Raw genomic sequence first — 18775 nt, 5'->3', positions numbered from 1 at the left:
CCTGTCTTTCAGCCGTGAACAAGGAGTTGTTATGTCTTTGCCAAGCATCGTATTTTTAGACCGAGCGACCATCCCAGAACATATTGAGGTCCCACGACCTGGCTTTCCGCACCACTGGCGTGAGTACGACCTAACTGCGCCTGAGCAGGTAATAGAAAGGTTAGCAGATGCCGATATCGTGATTAGCAATAAAGTCCTGCTTGACCAACATGTATTAGAGCAACTACCAAAATTACGGATGATCGCGGTTGCCGCAACTGGTTTTAACAACGTCGATGTGAACTACTGTGCTAATCATGATATTGCGGTTGCTAATGTACGTGGTTACGCGACGCGTTCGGTGCCCGAGCACGTGATGGCAATGTTATTCGCTTTAAGACGGAATTTATTTGGGTACCACCAAGATATTGCCGCAGGTGAGTGGCAGCGTAACCAGCAGTTTTGTTTTTTTACTCACCCAATCGGGGATATTGGTGGTAGCACGTTAGGTGTTGTTGGTAGTGGGGCACTAGGGCAAGCGACGGCGAATCTGGCTCAAGCGTTAGGAATGACCGTCTTGTTTTCTGAGCGTAAAGGGGCGGCAGAATGTAGACCAGGTTATGTGTCGTTTGAGGAAGTATTAAAACGCTCCGATGCGCTGACTTTGCATTGCCCACTCAACGATCATACTCAGAATTTAATTGGTCAAGCAGAGTTGAAACAAATGAAGTCCAACGCCATTTTGATTAATACAGGGCGTGGAGGTTTGGTGGATGAGAGCGCACTGGTGGATGCCTTAAAACAGCAAGAAATTGCAGCGGCTGGTTTTGATGTTTTTACACAAGAACCGGCTGATGAGAGTAATCCGCTGATTGCCAATATGAGTTTACCTAATTTGTTACTGACACCGCATGTTGCATGGGGCAGCGACTCATCTATCCAACGTTTAGCGGAAATCTTGATTGAGAACATTAACGCTTTCGAGCGCGGAGACCGCGTTAATCGCTTAGTGTAACGCTGACTGTAAAACCAAAGATAAAAAAAGCAGACATTGACGTCTGCTTTTTGCGTTTAAATCGAATGCTCATTGCTTGAGCCCTCGAATTAAAACTCCTCTTCGTTTAGACCTTTAAGGATCTGAAAGATTTCGCGGTACGCTTTTGCTGGTTTCCCAGCTTTTTTCTCTTTCGCTGCTTGGCGAGCAAGTTGGCGTAGACGCTGACGATCCGCTTCTGGGTACATTTCCATTACGTCATCAATGGCTTTGTCACCTTCTTCCACTACGCGATCACGCAACGCTTCAAGTTTGTGGAATACCGCCGTTAATTGAGAGTGCTTATTACGAATTTTATCCAGTGCGGCTTGGATTGGCTCTGGATCTTCGTAACGCATCAATTTACCGATACGTTGTAATTGGCGACGACGCGCTTCATTTTTAAAGCGTTGCGCGTCAGCAATTGCTTCTCGCAAATCTTCGCTCAATGGAAACTTTTCTAGAACTGAAGGTTTGAGGCCGACAAGCTCCTCACCTAGCTTTTGCAGTTCTTCCATGTCTCGCTTCATCTCGGATTTACTTACCCAGATGATCTCTTCTTCTGGTTCCCATGGCGCTTTTTGATTCTTACGTGCCATTTCAGTTGCCTGTGTTTTGATTAATATTATGACTATTTTAACAAGAATCATGGGGAGAAAGCGAAATTCTTGTTATCCTATTGTTCATCAAAGACAAGATGTGAAAGACAATGGATATTAAACAGCAGGTTGCTGAGCAACGTACCGAGCTAGAGCAAGCCGTAGCAAGAGCTTTAAAGCTTGCATCGGCAAAATCTGACGCCGCCGAAGTCGCAATTACTAAAAGCACTGGTTTAAGTGTTTCAACTCGTATGGGTGAAGTAGAAAATGTCGAGTTCAACAGCGATGGTGCGCTGGGCATTACCGTTTACCGAGGTCAACGCAAAGGCAGTGCTTCCACGTCTGATTTAAGTGAAGCTGCAATCGAGCAAACCGTTATAGCGGCGCTAGATATTGCACATTACACATCTGAAGACCCATTTGCAGGCCCTGCAGCAAAAGAATACATGGTGCAAGAGATCCCTGAGCTTGATCTTTTCCACCCAGACGCACCCGATCCAGACTATGCTGCCAATGTGGCGATTGCAGCAGAAAAAGAGGCGCTAAGTTATAACAATGCAATCAAGCAAAGTGATGGCGCGAGTTATGATAGTCATTACGGCGTGAAAGTGTATGGCAATAGCCATGGCTTATTAGCTAGTTATGCGTCTAGCCGCCATAGTACTAGCTGTTGTGTAATTGGCGTTGGTCAAAACGGCGAGATGGAACGTGATTACAGCTACACCGTGGCACGTCATCGTGATGACTTATGGACCCCAGAAACGGTGGGTCGTAAGGCGGCAGAGAATACGGTTAACCGCTTAGATGCGCAGCGTCTAAAAACAGGTCAATACCCAATCATGTTTGCGGCTGATGTTGCGACAGGCTTGATTGGCCATCTCGTTATGGCGATCAGCGGTGGTAACTTGTACCGAAAATCTTCTTTCTTACTTGACCATCTAGGCAAACAAGTGCTTCCTGAATGGTTCAATATCTCAGAACGTCCGCATGTATTGCGTGGTTTGGCATCAAGTCCATTCGATAGTGAAGGTGTGTACACTCAAGACCGTGAGATCATTACCGACGGTGTGCTAGCAACTTATCTGTTAACCAGTTATGCCGCACGTAAAATGAAGATGACGCCGACAGGTCACGCTGGTGGGATTCATAACTGGTACGTGAAGTCGACAGGCCAAAACTTCGAACAAATGCTTAAAGAGCTCGGTACTGGTCTTCTAGTGACTGAAGTCATGGGACAAGGTGTGAACGTGGTAACGGGTGATTACTCTCGCGGTGCCGCAGGCTTCTGGGTTGAGAATGGCGAAATCCAATACCCAGTATCAGAAATTACCATCGCAGGTAATCTAAAAGACATGTTCACCAAGATTGTGGCGGTTGGTAGTGATATTGAAACGCGCTCACAAATCCAAACGGGCTCTATCCTACTGGATACCATGAAAGTGGCGGGTGAATAAGCTTTTCTAGCAATTCAGAATCAAAAAAGCCTGATGTGTTCATCAGGCTTTTTCGTTTTTTCTGTTAGGTAATCAGTATTGTGGCAAGCCCTAAGAAGACAGATAAACCAATCACATCCGTCACCGTTGTTAATGCCATACCACCAGCTAAAGCAGGATCGATGTTCATTTTTTTCAATAGGATTGGAATCGTTACTCCTGCAATACCTGCGACCAATAAGTTGGTCAGCATGGCGGCGGAAATGATTCCTCCGAGCATCCAGTTACCTTTCCAAGCAACAACAATACCGCCAATAATCAGCGCCCACATGATGCCGTTAAGTAAGCCGATCGAGGCTTCTTTCATTAACAGTTCGCGTTTGTTTGAGTCACCGATATGACCAAGAGCAAGACCACGAATCACTAGTGCGACGGTTTGGTTACCAGCGACACCACCCATGGACGGAACAATCGTCATCAATACCGCAATGGCCGCCATTTGATCTAATGTGGCCTCAAACATGTTAGAAACGGAAGCAGCAGCAAGGGCGGCTAATACGTTAGCGCCAAGCCAGATACTGCGTTTGCGAGCTGATTTTACAACAGGCGCGAAAGTATCTTCGTCATCGTCCATACCCGCCATACTCATCATCGAGTGTTCCGCGTCTTCACGAATAACGTCAACCACGTCATCGATGGTGATACGGCCGACCAAATGCAAGTTTTCATCAACAACAGGTGCAGATACCCAATTACGGCGTTCGAACAGACTCGCAACATCTGAGTCGCTAGTATCGACGGTGATGGCCTCGTCCGCGTCTTCCATTACATCAATGATTTTTACGTCTGGCTGAGTGGTAATAAGCGTCGTGATCGGCAGTTCACCGATGAGCTTACTCTCTTCATCGATCACATACAGGGCATCCGTAGCTTCTGGAAGCTCGCCTTTCATACGTAGATAACGCAAAACTACGTCCACATCGACGTCACCACGAATTGTGATGACGTCGGTGTTCATCAGTCCACCCGCGGTGTCTTCTGGGTAGGATAGGGCAGTTTCGACCCGTAGACGGTCAGAGGAGTCCATTTGCGACAGGACTTCGCGTGACAGGTTGTCAGGCAAGCTACGCAGTACGTAAGCCACGTCATCGGTATCCATGCCTTCTGTCGCTTCTGCAAGCGCTTCTGGTGCCATTTTGGATACGAGGCTGTCTTTGACGTCTTCGTTCAGCTCGTCAAGGATTTCACCATAATCTTCAGGGTCGGTGAGTTGCCAAAGAACTTCACGGCTCTTACGTGGGGAGGCTTCTAAAAGGTGAGCGATATCCTCAGGTTCCATGTCCTGTAATTGACGACGAACATGGACGAAGCGGCCATTTTCTAGCGCTTCTGTGACTTCTTGGAGGGCTTGGTGAGCTTGGTCGAATTCAATTTGCTCTGCCATTCATTCCTCCCAATTCCTGATATTTACAATGCGTTGAATAATAACTTAATTCTAGGCGCCTTTTAATAACAACTTATGATACTAAGCAAATTTATTTATTAGGTCAGGGAAGAGAAAGATAATGGGAGGTAAGAAAAAAGCGAGTAAACTACTCGCCTTCATCAAATTTATCTTCGATCAAGTGGCAAACGGCATCCAGTGCTTCTTCCGCTTGCCCACCCGTTGCGTGGATCGTGACGTATTGTCCTTGAGCGGACTCTAGCATTAACAGGCCCATTACGCTGTCTGCTGTGGCGGTTTTGTCTTCTTCATTGTCGATGGTGATGACCGCTTCAAAGCTCTGTGCCAGTTCGACCAGTTTGACTGCTGCACGAGCATGTAAGCCAAGGCGGTTTTGAATCAATACTTTACGACTTAACTCCACGGCTACTCCTTAGCGTTTTTCTCTAGTGAGGTATGGCGAATTTGTACTTGGTGTCCTTTGTTGGAGAAGTATTCACCGATTTGCTGAGTTAAGTACACCGAGCGGTGCTTACCACCAGTACAACCGATTGCAACGGTCAGGTAGCTGCGGTTGTTTTTCTCAAGCAGAGGTAACCAATTCTCTATAAAGCTTTCAATTTGATATTTCAAACTTAACACCGATTGGTGTTGCTCTAAAAATGCGGCGATAGGAGCATCCAGACCTGTAAGCGGGCGTAGTGCTGGTTCCCAATGTGGGTTAGGTAAGAAGCGAACGTCGAATACGTAATCGGCATCGGAAGGCAGGCCGTATTTAAAACCAAAAGACTCAAATACCATAACGAGCCCTTTGCGATCTCTGCCTTCAACGCGCATACGCACGGTTTCACTCAATTCATGCAAAGACTGCCCACTACTATTTAGGACCAGATCTGCATGCGCTTTGAGTGGCGTCAAAATTTGTTTCTCACGCTCGATGGCTTGATCGAGCGAGAGGGAGGTGCCACCTAAAGATAACGGGTGAATTCGGCGTGTTTCGCTGTAGCGTTTGAGTAGCGTTTCTTTATTAGCGTCCAAGAAAAGCACGGTCACATCAAGCTCAGTTTTTAACTGTTCTAGTGTACTCGTCAGTTCTTTTAGCTTTTTAGGAATATTACGAATATCAATGCTGACTGCAACATTCTGTTTGCTGTCAGCAACAGAATGAACAAATGCGTCCAGCAAGTTAACTGGCAGGTTATCAACACAGTAGTAACCTAAGTCTTCCAGTACACGAAGCGCAATACTTTTACCGGCACCTGAGTGCCCGCTAACAACGATTAGTCGCATGGAGTTAGTCCTGCTTATTGGTGAATCATGATGTCGTAAAGTTCTTCATCACTCTGAGCATTACGCAGTAGTTTTAATACTTGCTTATCGCTCAGACGTTCTGCCATAGAGGATAGAGTCTTGAGGTGCTCTTTGCACTGTTCTTCTGGTACAAGGAGCGCAAAAAGAAGATCGACAGGTCGATTGTCAATCGCATCAAATTCGATTGCTTCATCACATTGCAGTAAGACAGCAATGGCCTTGTCGCTTGATTGCATTCTCGCGTGAGGGATCGCAATACCGTTTCCGATACCGGTACTGCCCATTTTTTCTCTATTGAGCATGCATTCGAACAGCTCGGTAGAATCTTGGCCCGTTTGATCAGCCACGATACGGCTGATCATTTCAAGGGCGCGTTTTTTACTCGTGCAGTGGACCGCACTTTTGGTGCAGTCCAATGACAGTATTTCGCTCAGTTGCATGATTAATGACTGTTTAGTTTTTCTTTGTGCTTATTAAGTTGGCGAACCAATTTATCTACCAGCGAATCGATCGCGGCATACATATTTTCGTCATCGGCTGATGCGTGGATTTCGCCTTGATTTATGTGAAGCGTAGCTTCCGCGATTTGAGTAATTTTTTCAACTTTTAGTACAACATGCACTTGATTGATATGGTCGAAGAACCTTTCGAGCTTCTGAAACTTAGAATTTACATAGTCTTGCATTGAATCGGTAAGATCAACGTGATGGCCTTGAATATTGATTTGCATAGACTTTCCTTTTCAGTTAGTGCCTTATAATAGGCGTTTACGCTGACTTGAAGGGGCAATTCCCAAGGATTCGCGATATTTGGCTATCGTACGTCTTGCGACCTGAATCCCTTGGTCAGCCAGAAGAGCAGCAATCTTGCTATCACTCAGTGGTTTGGCAGTATTCTCTGCTGCGACCAGTTTTTTAATGAGTGCACGAATTGCTGTTGACGAACATTCTCCGCCGTTGTCAGTACTAACATGGCTAGAGAAGAAGTACTTCAATTCAAAAATACCACGTGGTGTATGCATAAATTTTTGCGTTGTTACACGAGAAATCGTGGATTCATGCATGTCCACAGCCAAAGCGACATCATTGAGCACCATTGGCTTCATGGCTTCCTCACCATACTCGAAGAAATCTTGTTGATGTTCAACAATACATCTTGCAACTTTGAGTAGCGTCTCGTTTCTACTCTCTAAGCTCTTAATTAACCATTTTGCCTCTTGCAAATTGCTGCGGATGTACTGGCTATCCGCGCTATTACCTTTGCCTAATTGAGCATATTGTTGATTTACTTTTAATTTTGGCACGCTATCCGGGTTTATAGAAACGGTCCATTTGCCATTGTCTTTAAAAACGGATACGTCTGGGATTACGTACTCGGTATCATCAGGAGTGATGCGACTACCTGGACGAGGATCTAACTGTTGGATAAGCTTTAAGACTTCACGAAGATCGGCTTCTTTCAGCTTAGTCTCTTTGATGACGAGCTTGTAGTCTCGGTTGCCTAGGTGATCAATGTGATCCGCAAGTATCATTTTGGCTTCAGCAAGCCACGGCGTGTCTTCTGGGAAGGTCGTCAATTGCAGTAACAAACATTCTTGTAAGTTACGCGATGCTACGCCAAGAGGATCGAATTGTTGAATGCGTTTACGAACTGCTTCTACTTCGTCTAACTCTATCTCTTCATTATCGAAGCTCTCATGAATCTCTTCAGGCGACAAAGTTAAATAGCCGTAGTCGTCAACAGCGTCAATAATCGCTAATGCAATCGTGCGGTCGGTTTCACTGAATGGTGTTAGGTCAAGCTGCCACATGAGGTAATCATGTAATGATTCAGTGGTTTCGCCCTGGTAGACGGGCATATCATCATCAAGAGCTAAGCCGGTGCTACCAGTATTCGCGCTGTAGACGTCATCCCAAGTCGTGTCGATTTCAAGTTCAGAGCTAATTTCTGATTTCTCTATCACATCGGAGCTATCTGGAACGTCAATTTCTGTTGGTTCGCTAGCACTGTTGCTATCAGCAGCCTCGACCGCTGACTTATCTTCACCGTTTGCTAGAGGCTCGTCTTGGCCTTCTTCAACTTCCAATAATGGGTTTGAGTCCAACGCTTCTTGGATTTCTTGTTGAAGATCGAGTGTCGACAATTGCAATAAGCGAATCGCTTGCTGCAACTGTGGCGTCATGGCTAACTGCTGACCTAGCTTGAGTTGTAATGAAGGTTTCATTCAGTGTTACTTACCTTGTAATGCTCAGAATCTTACCGTTCCTAATATAATCATAGACGGAATTGTTCGCCGAGATAAACTTGTTTCACCTGTTCATTATTGAGAACTTCTGCCGGAGTTCCCGATGCAATTAGGTGCCCTTGGCTCACGATATAGGCTTTTTCACATACGTCCAGTGTTTCACGTACATTATGGTCAGTGATTAACACTCCGAGACCACGATCGCGCAGATGCTCAATGATTTTCTTGATGTCATTAACCGAAATTGGGTCAACACCAGCGAAAGGTTCATCCAATAAAATGAACTGAGGGTTGGCCGCTAAAGCTCGAGCGATTTCCACCCTGCGTCGCTCACCCCCTGATAGTGCCATACCAGCACTGGTTCTGATGTGCTGGATGTGGAATTCTTCCAACAAATCTTCCAGTTTATCTTGGCGCTCTTCCCTCGTCATTTCTTGACGAGTTTCAAGTACGGCCATGATGTTATCTTCTACTGAAAGCTTACGGAAAATCGACGCTTCTTGCGGAAGATAGCCAATGCCAAGTCGTGAACGGCTATGCATCGGCAAAATACTGATGTCATTGTCGTCAATGGTAATGGTGCCTTCATCGCGAGGTACTAAGCCGACAATCATGTAAAACGAGGTGGTTTTACCCGCACCGTTTGGACCGAGTAGCCCAACAATCTGACCAGATTCAACTTCTAAGCTAACATCAGTGACGACTTTGCGTTTTTTGTAGCTTTTCGCCAAGTTTTTCGCACTCAGTACTGCCATATTAGTTCTCTATCTGATTGGGTTGCAAAATGGTCGTAACGCGCTCTTCCTTAGAGCTATCTGCGACTAGCTTTTGTTTACCAATTTGGTAACGAATCGAAGAACCTTTGATGGTGTTGTTGTCTTGTGCCAGCTGCGCTTGACCTTTCATGGTCAGTTCGTCTGTAGAAATACGGTAATCCAACTCCGTAGCTTGACCACTAAGTGTTTTACCATCGTCCATCAGCTGAGAAAACTTCGCAGGTTTACCAAATGCTTGAATCTGTTTAATTGCTTCGGTTTTAGGATCGCGAGTTACCACGATTCTATCAGCATCGATATTGATGCTCCCTTGCTTAAGAGATACATCGCCTTCAAAAACAACCTGGTTACTCTTCATATCAACCTGTTGGGTGTCAGAGTTTATGTAAACCGGCTGTTGAGTATCCGACTTGAGTGCCAGCGCTTGAGGCGCCGCCAATACCAGTGCCAGTAGGCTAAGGTGTAACGGTTTCATATCGACCTTGAACTTCATCTGTCAGAGTCGCAGTATGCTGTTTTAAGTTGCCTTGCATTGCGCCTCCAGTAGTTTCAAATTGTGGTCCAACCAACATCACTTGTTGGTCAGCTTTAAAATCACGATTGGTTAGATTAATGACCAGTTTGTCTGTTGCCATGGTATCAAAACTCGCACCAGGCAGAAGATTTTGCATTAAGACTTTGTCATATAAAGTCAAAACTTGGTCTTCATCTAACACTGCTCTTGTGGCAGTCACCTTCCATTCAATGACGCTACCTTCACGGTAAACCATCAAAGTCGGGTTATTAAAAATAGTATCTCCACTCTTAGCATAATGGTCTAAGTTAGTGGAGCGAATGATGTAACTGCGGACACCATCTTCACCGTAGGTGATGTTTTCTAATCCAGAACCACTGAACATGGGCAGTTCAGAATCTGGTGCTACTTGAATTGCGTCGTTGCCTTTAGGGGTTAGTAGGTAATAACCGCACCACGCTACAACGAAGATCAAGAGCAAATAAATAAGGCGAGTAAAACTCATATAATGAAGGCCTATCGTTTAGCTCAGTACTTCCCTGACCATTGCCTTTATTCGTCTAATAAATGATTTAAATGTTTGTGCTGATATTACATCACGCCAGCTTTTAGTAAATCGTGCATGTTCAGTGCACCCACAATTTTTTCGTCTTTACATAAAATCAGAGCGTTAATGTTTTTATTCTGCATCAAGTTCAAACCTTCAACCGCCAGCATATCAGGGTGTGCTGTGGTTGGGTTTGTCGTCATGACCTCGCCAATTGCCGTCGTATGAATATCGATACGCTTGTCTAAGGTACGACGTAAATCACCATCGGTGAATATACCAAGCATAGCATCGTGCTCATCGACGATGGCTGTCATGCCTAACCCCTTTTCTGAAATTTCAAGAAGGGCATCGCGAATTAATGCGTCAGGAGAAACTTTAGGTAACGCTTCTCCAAAGTGCATAATATCAGACAACTTAAGTAGCAGTTTTCTCCCCAGTGCACCACCTGGGTGAGACAGGGCAAAATCTTCGGCAGAAAAACCACGAGCTTGAAGCAGAGCTACGGCTAATGCATCTCCCATTACCAATGTGGCAGTCGTACTGCTAGTCGGCGCCAGGCCTAACGGACAAGCTTCTTGAGGTACCGTAATTTGCAGGTGTAAGTCAGACAGCTTGGCCATATTTGATTCTGGCTTACCTGTCATGCTGATTATCTTAATATTCAGGCGCTTTAATACTGGAAATAGAGATAGAATTTCGTTTGATTCACCAGAGTTAGAAATTGCCAGCACGATGTCACCAGGGCTGATCATACCCAAGTCACCATGTGCGGCTTCGCCTGGATGAACGAAAAACGCCGAAGTCCCAGTGCTTGCCAGAGTGGCGGCAATCTTGTTACCAATATGGCCTGACTTGCCAATACCCATAACGACAACTTTGCCGTTGTTGGAAAGGATAAGTTCACACGCTTTTTCAAATTGATCATCAAAGTAGGTATCTAGCTCTTGCAGAGCAGCAACTTCGATATCAAGAACTTGTTTAGCAGCAGCGCGAAAATCAAATTGATTGGACATATCAGATCTCTACTTATTGATCGTGGTAATTAAGCGGTCATGTTTGCGAATAAGTACACTTGGTAACCTAAGAAGCACACAAACAAGATGGCACCTTCAATACGGTTAATACTGCGTGATTTACCCAAACACATCGCGACAAGTAACAATGAAACGCCTAACATGACCCAGAAGTCACGTCCCATCGCGTACTCACTGAGCACCGATGGATTAATGATGCCAGGAATCCCCATTACCGCCAGAATGTTAAACACATTCGAACCGATAATGTTACCGACAGCCATGTCGTCTTCACCCTTTAAAACTCCCGCAAGTGATGCGGCTAGTTCTGGCAGGCTAGTGCCAATGGCGATAATAGTTAGACCGATAACAAGGTCGCTCATACCAAAGTGTTTAGCAATAATTACCGCGTTATCAACCAGCATGCTGGCTGCCAAAGGAAGCAGTATCAAGCCAATAACCACCCACATGATTGCTTTAGGGTTACTGACGCCTTCTGGGATCTCTGACTCTTGGTCATCAAGAAAAACATCACCTGATTTTTGCTCTTTGCGGCTGATTTGCAACATAGCAAATAAAAATGCCCCAAAGAGTACAAACAATAAGACACCCTCATAAAAACCGAGATGGCTATTCCAAAGCAGAATACCAGCGAGTACGGTTACGGCTATCATGAGTGGAAGTTCTCGGCGGATGACGGCGGAGCTAATCGACAAAGGCTTGATCAGCGCTGTAATACCTAGGATTAACGCAATGTTCGCTATGTTTGAGCCTAATACGTTACCCACCGCTGTATCTGTTTTACCATCCCAAGCAGCGGTTGCAGATACCATCATCTCAGGGGCAGATGAGCCCATCGCAAGGATTGTCATGCCGATGACAAGCGGGGAAATACCGACGTTGCGGGCTATCGCTGCAGAGCCAAAAACAAGTTTATCTGCACTCCAAACAAGCAAAACAAGACCGACTATAAGCAACGCAACGGCTTCGAGCATGAGAATTCCTAAGTATTAAATAAGTAAAATGAATAACCGCTAATTTTGACCTTTTGCGGCCTAAAATGGAAGATAAACGAAGAATAAATTAAAGGTTAGTAACGAAAATGTATGTAAATCTCACTCATTTAAATGAGCAATTCTGGTCTAGGATTTAAACACTTCGTGCTAATTAGGTCATAAACCATGAGAAATTGCAGGGATATAGTCGACTTTATTTAATTGAACAGTGCTTTAAATTCAACGCCAATGTGCTTATGATTGCAGCCTAATAAATGTACCAACGTTACTTTATTAAACGTAGAATTCAACTCCGATGAGTATCTGCTTGATGATTCCGTGAGTTGCAACGCTCCTACAGTAGAAGAGATGATATGTCGAACAACGATTTAGTCACCGTGAACAACCTCACTTTTTCACGGGGAGAACGCATGATCTTTGATGATATTGATCTGCATGTTCCTGAAGGCAAAGTGACGGCCATTATGGGACCATCGGGAATTGGTAAAACAACACTGCTGCGTTTGATTGGTGGTCAGTTGTATCCCGAGCAAGGAGAGATCTGGTTTGATGGCGACAATATTCCCTCTCTCTCTCGTAAAAAACTCTACCATGCTCGAAAGAAAATGAGCATGTTGTTCCAGTCAGGGGCTTTATTCACTGATTTGAATGTTTTTGATAATGTCGCCTTTCCATTGAGAGAGCATACCGATTTATCGGAAGATTTGATTCGCACCATGGTGTTACTCAAGCTCGAAGCTGTCGGTCTACGCGGCGCGGCGCAATTAATGCCGAGTGAGCTTTCAGGTGGTATGGCAAGACGCGCTGCTTTGGCTCGTGCAATCGCACTTGATCCTGACCTGATCATGTACGATGAGCCGTTTGTGGGGCAAGACCCAATCACTATGGGCGTTTTGGTTGAGCTAATTAGCAATCTAAACCAAGCGTTAGGTTTGACCTCTATTGTGGTTTCTCACGACGTACCTGAAGTCATGAGTATTGCTGACTGGGTATACCTGATGGCCGATGGAAAAATCATCGCCTATGGTACGCCAGAAGAGCTGACTCAAAACTCTGATCCTCGTGTCCAGCAGTTCTTACAAGGTGATGCCGACGGTCATGTACCGTTTCGTTTCCCTTCTCAAAGTATCGAAAAGGACTTATTTGATGGTCGATAACTTCATTCACTTTGTCGCCTCGTTGGGTCGACGCACGCTTTCTATTTGCGGAGCATTTGGTCGTGCGACTTTCATGTTGATTGGGGCGCTATTTTCTAAGCCACAACCGATCAGAAGCTTTCCTCTGCTTGTTAAGCAACTTTATTCTGTTGGTGTTCAGTCGCTAGCGATCATCGTCGTATCTGGTCTGTTCATTGGAATGGTTTTGAGTCTACAAGGCTATGTTGTGTTGGTGGATTACGGCGCAGAAGGCAGTTTGGGGCAAATGGTAGCGCTTTCGTTACTCCGTGAATTAGGACCCGTTGTTACTGCACTTTTGTTTGCTGGTCGTGCCGGTTCTGCGTTAACCGCAGAGATAGGTCTAATGAAAGCAACGGAACAACTGTCTAGCCTTGAAATGATGGCGGTAGACCCATTGAAACGAGTGATTGCACCACGGTTTTGGGCTGGGGTTATCTCAATGCCTTTACTGGCTATGATTTTCATGGCTGTGGGAATTTGGGGCGCTCAGCTTGTTGGTGTTGACTGGAAAGGCGTTGATCACGGCAGTTTTTGGTCAGCGATGCAGTCCTCTGTTGAGCTAGGGCAAGACATTGGTAACAGTATGATCAAATGTTTTGCGTTTGCAATTACGGTTACTTGGGTCGCTCTATTTAACGGTTATGATGCTATTCCAACATCGGAAGGGATCAGCCGAGCAACTACGCGCACTGTTGTGCATTCTTCTTTAGCAGTACTAGGATTAGACTTTGTACTGACCGCATTGATGTTTGGGAATTAATCATGCAACAAACACGTAAAACTGAATTATGGGTTGGCAGCTTTGTATTAGCGGGAATTTGCGCGATTCTTGTGATGATTTTTCAAGTTGCTGACGTAAAAAGCATTGGCTCTGGTGATACTTATACCCTCAAAGCCGAGTTCGATAATATTGGCAGTTTAAAAGTTCGTTCTCCCGTAAAAGTGGGGGGCGTTGTGATTGGTCGAGTAAGTAGTATTTCGCTTAACCCAGACAACTTATTGCCAGTTGTAACACTATCTATCAATAGCAAATACAATCAGTTCCCAGAAACGTCGAGCGTACAAATTTTGACATCTGGCCTGATTGGTGAGCAATACATTGGTTTAGTACCTGGCTTCGTTTTTGATGATGAAGTCATGCTGGTGGATGGTGATACCATCGAAGACACCAAATCGGCGCTTGTGCTTGAAGACTTAATTGGTCAAGTACTCTACAGCGTAGGTGGTTCAGACGACTCAAGTAAGGAATAACTATGTTAGCGAGATTACTACTTTCAGTTTGTGCTGTGTTTAGCGTCTTTGGAACAACAGCAGCAGAGGTGGATAAAACTGAACCTTATAAGATGATGAAGCAGGTAGCTGAAGTCACGTTCGAAAGATTGAAAGCCGAACAGCCGAAAATCAAACAAGATCCAAATTTACTTAAAGTGATCGTTGAAGAAGAGCTAATGCCTTACGTCAACTACCGCTATGCAGGGTTAAAACTTCTTGGTCCAAACTTAAAAGGTGCTAAGCGTGAAGATGTACTTGAGTTTATCGATGCATTTCGTGCTTACCTGATTGCGTCTTATGCACAAGTGTTGACGCAATACTCTGACCAAAAAATTGAGTTTGGCCCTGAGCCTAGCATTGATGACTCTAAGCGTATTACAAGCATTAAAGTTGATATCATCGATACTCCGCGTCCAAACATCAAACTTGAGTTTAAACTGCGTAAAGACAACCAGTCTGGTGAGTGGGAAGCATTCGATATGATTGCAGAGGGCATTAGTTTGCTTTCTAGTAAACAATCCGAATGGAACAGTAAAATTCGTCAAGAAGGCATTCTATCTGTTGCTAAAGACCTAGAAAAATTGGCCGCAGAACCGATCCGCTTCGAGGCGAAGAAATAATGGCCCAGACTCCCGCTCAGTGGCAATTGGATCAAAACATTCTTAAGCTAACAGGGGCACTTGATAGAGATACAGTGCCTTCATTGTGGGCGTATGCACAGCAATGGCAACCTGCTCAATCGGAGCTGGAATGCTCGCTAAAAGAGATAGAGCGCGTCGACTCTGCAGGAATGGTGATGTTAATCCACTTATTAGAGCATGCAAAAAAGCAAAACTGTCATATAATGCTCAGTTTCGTGCCGGCGCAACTGCGCACTTTGTTTCAACTGAGCAATGTTGAATCTTTAGTGGCCAAACACATACAGAATTATCAGGGGTAAATTGTGGATAGCGCAAAAGTACAACAGTTATTAGAAGAAGCACTAAACCTTCAAGAAGTGCATGTGAAAGGTGAAGGTAGCCACTATGAAGTGGTTGCTGTTGATGCTTGTTTCGATGGAATGAGCCGCGTTAAGAAGCAGCAGCTAATTTATGCTCCTCTGATGGAATACATCCAGCGTAACGACATTCACGCATTATCAATCAAAGCGTTCACACCAGAAGAGTGGGCTCGTGATAAGAAATTGATGTCGCTTTAAGGTTTATTGATGGAAAAGTTTCGAGTTATTGGGTCAGATAAACCACTAGTTGGTGAAGTGACCATTTCAGGTGCAAAAAACGCAGCACTGCCGATTTTATTTGCGTCTATCTTGGCGGAAGAGCCAGTAGAAGTGGCAAACGTACCACACCTTCGTGATATCGACACAACCATGGAATTGCTTAAGCGTTTAGGCGCGAAAGTAAGCCGCAATGGCTCTGTTCATGTTGATCCAAGCAGTATTACAGAATACTGCGCGCCTTATGATTTAGTGAAAACCATGCGTGCTTCTATTTGGGCTTTAGGTCCTTTGGTGGCGCGCTTTGGTCAAGGTCAGGTTTCTTTACCAGGCGGTTGTGCCATTGGTGCCCGTCCTGTGGATCTGCATATTTCTGGTTTAGAGCAGCTTGGCGCAACCATTACATTAGAAGATGGTTATGTGAAAGCAGAAGTGGATGGTCGTCTAAAAGGCGCGCACATCGTGATGGATAAAGTCAGCGTAGGCGCGACGATTACCATCATGTGTGCCGCAGCGCTGGCGGAAGGCACAACAACACTAGATAACGCTGCGCGTGAGCCTGAAATCGTCGATACCGCTGATTTCCTAAATAAGCTTGGCGCAAAAATCTCTGGCGCTGGCACAGATACCATTACGATTGAAGGTGTTGAGCGCCTAGGCGGTTGTAAACACAACGTGGTTGCTGACCGTATTGAGACGGGAACATTCCTTGTCGCAGCAGCAGTATCTGGCGGTAAAGTGGTATGTCGCAACACTAATGCTCATTTGCTTGAAGCGGTTCTCGCCAAGCTGGAAGAAGCTGGCGCGCTTGTCGAAACGGGTGAAGATTGGATCTCCGTTGATATGACCGACCGCGAGCTAAAAGCGGTAAGTGTACGTACTGCGCCACATCCTGGTTTCCCGACGGATATGCAAGCTCAATTTACGCTTCTGAACATGATGGCGAAAGGTGGCGGCGTGATCACAGAGACTATCTTTGAAAACCGCTTTATGCACGTACCAGAACTCATGCGTATGGGCGCTAAAGCTGAGATCGAAGGCAATACGGTTATCTGTGGTGATGTTGAGTCACTCAGCGGTGCGCAAGTGATGGCAACCGATCTACGAGCTTCGGCTAGTTTGGTTATTGCAGGTTGCATTGCTAAAGGCGAAACCGTCGTTGATCGTATTTACCATATCGACCGTGGTTACGACAAAATCGAAAATAAACTGGCTGCACTTGGCGCAAATATTGAGCGAGTGAGCTAGGCAAGTTAAACTGCACCGCAGGTAACTTGGATATCAAGAGAGCCGAAACCTGAGTTTCGGCTTTTTTATATCACTCTCATGACCATATTTTCCCTTTATGGAAAGAGAGATATTAATAGCTGTATCTGGCAAAAGCCGGTTCCTGGAGAACAAGAATGATTGCACTGTTACGTGTATTTGCTGTCGCTATCTTTGCGATTGTTATGTTTATTGGTGGTTGTGGTTACTGCCTATTAAGCCCTAGAAACCCTAAGCACGTTTTCACTTTTGGCCGTTTGTTTGCCAAGATGTCTCGTGTGTTTGGGATTAAGTTAGAGTTGCGTATCCCTGAAGATGCGTATTCACGCGGCCAACATGTTTACATTGCTAACCACCAGAACAACTGGGACATGTTTACTGTTTCTGCGGCTGTGACTCCGAAAGTTGTGACAGTAGGTAAAAAGAGCTTGGCTTGGATGCCACTGTTTGGTCAGCTTTACTGGCTTACGGGTAACATTCTGATTGACCGAGCGAATCGTTCTAAAGCAAAAGGTACTATCGATCAGGTCGTGAGCAGCATGAAAGAAAGTGATGTTTCGGTGTGGATGTTCCCAGAAGGCACGCGTTCTCGTGGACGTGGTTTGCTGCCATTCAAAACAGGTGCTTTTCATGCGGCAATTGGTGCAGGTGTGCCAATCATTCCTATCGTATGTAGCTCGACGAATAAAATTAAGCTGAACCGTTGGAACAATGGTCATGTGATTGTTGAAATGCTACCTCCAATCAGCACTGAAGGCTATGGTAAAGAGGGCATTCGCGAGTTAGCGAATATCTGTCGTGAACAGATGAAAGAGAAGCTTGAATCGTTAGATGAAGAAGTCAAACAGCGCAACGCTGCTTAAGTTTTACTGCGATATCATCACGAAAAGACAATAAAAAACGGGTAGCCTGAGCTACCCGTTTTTTTATGTTTGTCAGCAAGTGCAATTATTTGCGAACAGCGATTGCTTCAATCTCGATGCCAACATCTTTTGGTAGGCGAGCCACTTCTACACAAGAGCGTGCAGGGTAGTTTGCTACGCCGTGCTCATCAAAGAACTTGCCGTAAACTTCGTTCACTGTGCCAAAGTCATTTAGGTCTTTAACAAAAACCGTTAGCTTTACAATATCAGATACTTTAAGACCTGAAGATTCAACTACAGCCTTTACGTTTTCTAGAGACTGACGAGCTTGTTCTGCGATATCAGCAGACACTTCACCTGTCGCTGGGTTTACTGGGATTTGGCCTGAAGTAAGAACCATGTTACCTAGATCTACGCCTTGAACGTAAGGACCGATTGCTGCTGGTGCAGACTCAGTGTGAAGTACTTTCGTCATTTGATTTTTTCCATCAGTTGTAGGGAATAAAGATTCTCAGTTTGCCTCTAAACCCTCGGTAGGTAAAGAGCAAAATACCCTGACATTGCAGGGTATTTTAAACGTATCACAGCCTAGTCGTGCGGCGTGTTTATCGCTCGGTTACGATCTCGCGTGAGAACACTTTCTCGCAGTATTTACACTTTAGGCGGATTTCTTGTTTCTTCTCGAACACGCTAAAGCTGCTTTCTACTGGTTCATTATGAGAAATACAGTTTGAATTCGGGCATTCAAATACATCATTGATGCGCTCAGGAAGCTCTAACGCGAGCTTTTTCACCACTTCATAGTTCTCGATTTGATTCACGGTCGCGTGAGGAGCATACAACGCTAGCTTGCTCGCTTGCTCTTCATTGATAAACACATTTTCGATTTTGAGTAGATCTTTATGACCGAGTGCTGATGATGGCAAGTTCAGTCCAATCGTTACGCGTTGTGATGAATTGTGCATATCGAACAGTCTTAATACTTTGATGCCGATTTGCGCAGGGATGTGGTCGATGACCGTACCATTTTTGATTGCTTCTACCTGCAATTGAGTTTCTTTAGCCAT

General features: G+C 45.1%; 24 protein-coding genes. 10 read left to right on the top strand and 14 right to left on the bottom strand.

Features of this window, described 5'->3' with window-relative positions:
- Positions 1-31 precede the first annotated feature (31 nt).
- Positions 32-994 (top strand): D-2-hydroxyacid dehydrogenase, encoded by a 963-nt coding sequence (locus R7E29_RS03450; protein ID WP_054577140.1) that lies wholly within the window; start codon positions 32-34, stop codon positions 992-994.
- 89 nt (positions 995-1083) lie between these two features.
- Here R7E29_RS03450 and yjgA read toward each other — a convergent pair whose 3' ends face one another.
- Positions 1084-1611 (bottom strand): ribosome biogenesis factor YjgA, encoded by a 528-nt coding sequence (gene yjgA / locus R7E29_RS03445; protein WP_005381124.1) that lies wholly within the window; start codon positions 1609-1611, stop codon positions 1084-1086.
- Between the two features lie 110 nt (positions 1612-1721).
- Between yjgA and pmbA the strand changes: the two genes are divergently transcribed.
- Positions 1722-3065: a metalloprotease PmbA gene (gene pmbA, locus R7E29_RS03440; RefSeq protein WP_054577139.1), complete on the top strand. Its 1344-nt coding sequence runs from the start codon at positions 1722-1724 to the stop codon at positions 3063-3065.
- A gap of 64 nt (positions 3066-3129) precedes the next feature.
- Here the strand turns inward: pmbA and mgtE are convergent, their stop codons facing one another.
- The 11 genes from mgtE to R7E29_RS03385 all read right to left on the bottom strand — a co-directional run bounded on the left by mgtE (position 3130) and on the right by R7E29_RS03385 (position 11892).
- A complete protein-coding gene (gene mgtE / locus R7E29_RS03435; RefSeq protein ID WP_005381121.1) occupies positions 3130-4488 on the bottom strand; it encodes a magnesium transporter in 1359 nt (452 codons plus the stop codon).
- A 148-nt stretch (positions 4489-4636) separates the two neighbouring features.
- Entirely contained in the window at positions 4637-4912 is a 276-nt protein-coding gene (locus R7E29_RS03430; RefSeq protein WP_005381120.1) for an HPr family phosphocarrier protein, read from the bottom strand.
- A 2-nt stretch (positions 4913-4914) separates the two neighbouring features.
- Positions 4915-5778 carry an RNase adapter RapZ gene (rapZ, locus tag R7E29_RS03425; RefSeq protein WP_054577138.1) on the bottom strand — a complete coding sequence of 288 codons (864 nt, stop codon included), beginning with the start codon at positions 5776-5778 and terminating at the stop codon, positions 4915-4917.
- Positions 5779-5792: 14 nt separating this feature from the next.
- Entirely contained in the window at positions 5793-6239 is a 447-nt protein-coding gene (ptsN, locus tag R7E29_RS03420; RefSeq protein WP_005381116.1) for a PTS IIA-like nitrogen regulatory protein PtsN, read from the bottom strand.
- A 2-nt stretch (positions 6240-6241) separates the two neighbouring features.
- Positions 6242-6529: a ribosome hibernation promoting factor gene (hpf, locus tag R7E29_RS03415; RefSeq protein WP_005381114.1), complete on the bottom strand. Its 288-nt coding sequence runs from the start codon at positions 6527-6529 to the stop codon at positions 6242-6244.
- Between the two features lie 24 nt (positions 6530-6553).
- Positions 6554-8023 carry an RNA polymerase factor sigma-54 gene (locus R7E29_RS03410; RefSeq protein ID WP_005381112.1) on the bottom strand — a complete coding sequence of 490 codons (1470 nt, stop codon included), beginning with the start codon at positions 8021-8023 and terminating at the stop codon, positions 6554-6556.
- Positions 8024-8073: 50 nt separating this feature from the next.
- A complete protein-coding gene (gene lptB, locus R7E29_RS03405; protein WP_005381111.1) occupies positions 8074-8799 on the bottom strand; it encodes an LPS export ABC transporter ATP-binding protein in 726 nt (241 codons plus the stop codon).
- Between the two features lies 1 nt (position 8800).
- Positions 8801-9295, bottom strand: coding sequence for a lipopolysaccharide transport periplasmic protein LptA (gene lptA / locus R7E29_RS03400; RefSeq protein WP_005381109.1), 495 nt, complete (start codon positions 9293-9295; stop codon positions 8801-8803).
- Positions 9276-9839 carry an LPS export ABC transporter periplasmic protein LptC gene (gene lptC, locus R7E29_RS03395; protein ID WP_005381106.1) on the bottom strand — a complete coding sequence of 188 codons (564 nt, stop codon included), beginning with the start codon at positions 9837-9839 and terminating at the stop codon, positions 9276-9278. Before lptC ends, lptA begins: the two co-directional genes overlap by 20 nt.
- An 86-nt stretch (positions 9840-9925) precedes the next feature.
- Positions 9926-10897, bottom strand: coding sequence for an arabinose-5-phosphate isomerase KdsD (kdsD, locus tag R7E29_RS03390; RefSeq protein WP_005381104.1), 972 nt, complete (start codon positions 10895-10897; stop codon positions 9926-9928).
- A 29-nt stretch (positions 10898-10926) separates the two neighbouring features.
- Positions 10927-11892, bottom strand: a complete 966-nt coding sequence (locus tag R7E29_RS03385; protein WP_005381102.1) for a calcium/sodium antiporter — start codon at positions 11890-11892, stop codon at positions 10927-10929.
- Between the two features lie 374 nt (positions 11893-12266).
- Between R7E29_RS03385 and mlaF the strand changes: the two genes are divergently transcribed.
- From mlaF to R7E29_RS03345, 8 genes are all read left to right on the top strand, one after another.
- The gene (gene mlaF, locus R7E29_RS03380) at positions 12267-13070 is read left to right on the top strand and encodes a phospholipid ABC transporter ATP-binding protein MlaF (RefSeq protein ID WP_054577137.1); all 804 of its coding nucleotides are present in this window, start codon (positions 12267-12269) and stop codon (positions 13068-13070) included.
- Entirely contained in the window at positions 13060-13851 is a 792-nt protein-coding gene (gene mlaE, locus R7E29_RS03375) for a lipid asymmetry maintenance ABC transporter permease subunit MlaE (RefSeq protein ID WP_005381100.1), read from the top strand. Before mlaF ends, mlaE begins: the two co-directional genes overlap by 11 nt.
- Positions 13852-13853: 2 nt before the next feature.
- Positions 13854-14342 (top strand): outer membrane lipid asymmetry maintenance protein MlaD, encoded by a 489-nt coding sequence (gene mlaD, locus R7E29_RS03370; RefSeq protein ID WP_005381099.1) that lies wholly within the window; start codon positions 13854-13856, stop codon positions 14340-14342.
- Positions 14343-14344: 2 nt separating this feature from the next.
- Positions 14345-14983: a phospholipid-binding protein MlaC gene (gene mlaC / locus R7E29_RS03365; RefSeq protein ID WP_033907408.1), complete on the top strand. Its 639-nt coding sequence runs from the start codon at positions 14345-14347 to the stop codon at positions 14981-14983.
- A complete protein-coding gene (locus R7E29_RS03360; protein ID WP_005381093.1) occupies positions 14983-15303 on the top strand; it encodes a lipid asymmetry maintenance protein MlaB in 321 nt (106 codons plus the stop codon). Before mlaC ends, R7E29_RS03360 begins: the two co-directional genes overlap by 1 nt.
- A gap of 3 nt (positions 15304-15306) precedes the next feature.
- Positions 15307-15561 carry a BolA family iron metabolism protein IbaG gene (gene ibaG, locus R7E29_RS03355; RefSeq protein WP_005381092.1) on the top strand — a complete coding sequence of 85 codons (255 nt, stop codon included), beginning with the start codon at positions 15307-15309 and terminating at the stop codon, positions 15559-15561.
- A gap of 9 nt (positions 15562-15570) precedes the next feature.
- Positions 15571-16827, top strand: coding sequence for a UDP-N-acetylglucosamine 1-carboxyvinyltransferase (gene murA / locus R7E29_RS03350; protein WP_005388419.1), 1257 nt, complete (start codon positions 15571-15573; stop codon positions 16825-16827).
- Between the two features lie 155 nt (positions 16828-16982).
- Entirely contained in the window at positions 16983-17708 is a 726-nt protein-coding gene (locus R7E29_RS03345) for a 1-acylglycerol-3-phosphate O-acyltransferase (RefSeq protein ID WP_005381088.1), read from the top strand.
- 85 nt (positions 17709-17793) lie between these two features.
- Here the strand turns inward: R7E29_RS03345 and R7E29_RS03340 are convergent, their stop codons facing one another.
- Entirely contained in the window at positions 17794-18183 is a 390-nt protein-coding gene (locus R7E29_RS03340) for a RidA family protein (RefSeq protein WP_005381087.1), read from the bottom strand.
- 130 nt (positions 18184-18313) lie between these two features.
- A complete protein-coding gene (gene pyrI, locus R7E29_RS03335) occupies positions 18314-18775 on the bottom strand; it encodes an aspartate carbamoyltransferase regulatory subunit (protein ID WP_005381086.1) in 462 nt (153 codons plus the stop codon).

It is taken from the genome of Vibrio sp. Vb1729 (assembly GCF_033338655.1).
GTDB lineage: Bacteria > Pseudomonadota > Gammaproteobacteria > Enterobacterales > Vibrionaceae > Vibrio > Vibrio alginolyticus.
This window is presented reverse-complemented; position numbering and strand designations above follow the sequence as displayed.

Bases quoted from the DNA above. Each gene is read 5' to 3' on its own strand.
- R7E29_RS03450 (WP_054577140.1), top strand. From the start codon at position 32: ATGTCTTTGCCAAGCATCGTATTTTTAGACCGAGCGACCATCCCAGAA.
- yjgA (WP_005381124.1), bottom strand. From the start codon at position 1,611: ATGGCACGTAAGAATCAAAAAGCGCCATGGGAACCAGAAGAAGAGATC.
- pmbA (WP_054577139.1), top strand. From the start codon at position 1,722: ATGGATATTAAACAGCAGGTTGCTGAGCAACGTACCGAGCTAGAGCAA.
- mgtE (WP_005381121.1), bottom strand. From the start codon at position 4,488: ATGGCAGAGCAAATTGAATTCGACCAAGCTCACCAAGCCCTCCAAGAA.
- rapZ (WP_054577138.1), bottom strand. From the start codon at position 5,778: ATGCGACTAATCGTTGTTAGCGGGCACTCAGGTGCCGGTAAAAGTATT.
- ptsN (WP_005381116.1), bottom strand. From the start codon at position 6,239: ATGCAACTGAGCGAAATACTGTCATTGGACTGCACCAAAAGTGCGGTC.
- hpf (WP_005381114.1), bottom strand. From the start codon at position 6,529: ATGCAAATCAATATTCAAGGCCATCACGTTGATCTTACCGATTCAATG.
- R7E29_RS03410 (WP_005381112.1), bottom strand. From the start codon at position 8,023: ATGAAACCTTCATTACAACTCAAGCTAGGTCAGCAGTTAGCCATGACG.
- lptB (WP_005381111.1), bottom strand. From the start codon at position 8,799: ATGGCAGTACTGAGTGCGAAAAACTTGGCGAAAAGCTACAAAAAACGC.
- lptA (WP_005381109.1), bottom strand. From the start codon at position 9,295: ATGAAACCGTTACACCTTAGCCTACTGGCACTGGTATTGGCGGCGCCT.
- lptC (WP_005381106.1), bottom strand. From the start codon at position 9,839: ATGAGTTTTACTCGCCTTATTTATTTGCTCTTGATCTTCGTTGTAGCG.
- kdsD (WP_005381104.1), bottom strand. From the start codon at position 10,897: ATGTCCAATCAATTTGATTTTCGCGCTGCTGCTAAACAAGTTCTTGAT.
- R7E29_RS03385 (WP_005381102.1), bottom strand. From the start codon at position 11,892: ATGCTCGAAGCCGTTGCGTTGCTTATAGTCGGTCTTGTTTTGCTTGTT.
- mlaF (WP_054577137.1), top strand. From the start codon at position 12,267: ATGTCGAACAACGATTTAGTCACCGTGAACAACCTCACTTTTTCACGG.
- mlaE (WP_005381100.1), top strand. From the start codon at position 13,060: ATGGTCGATAACTTCATTCACTTTGTCGCCTCGTTGGGTCGACGCACG.
- mlaD (WP_005381099.1), top strand. From the start codon at position 13,854: ATGCAACAAACACGTAAAACTGAATTATGGGTTGGCAGCTTTGTATTA.
- mlaC (WP_033907408.1), top strand. From the start codon at position 14,345: ATGTTAGCGAGATTACTACTTTCAGTTTGTGCTGTGTTTAGCGTCTTT.
- R7E29_RS03360 (WP_005381093.1), top strand. From the start codon at position 14,983: ATGGCCCAGACTCCCGCTCAGTGGCAATTGGATCAAAACATTCTTAAG.
- murA (WP_005388419.1), top strand. From the start codon at position 15,571: ATGGAAAAGTTTCGAGTTATTGGGTCAGATAAACCACTAGTTGGTGAA.
- R7E29_RS03345 (WP_005381088.1), top strand. From the start codon at position 16,983: ATGATTGCACTGTTACGTGTATTTGCTGTCGCTATCTTTGCGATTGTT.
- R7E29_RS03340 (WP_005381087.1), bottom strand. From the start codon at position 18,183: ATGACGAAAGTACTTCACACTGAGTCTGCACCAGCAGCAATCGGTCCT.
- pyrI (WP_005381086.1), bottom strand. From the start codon at position 18,775: ATGGCTAAAGAAACTCAATTGCAGGTAGAAGCAATCAAAAATGGTACG.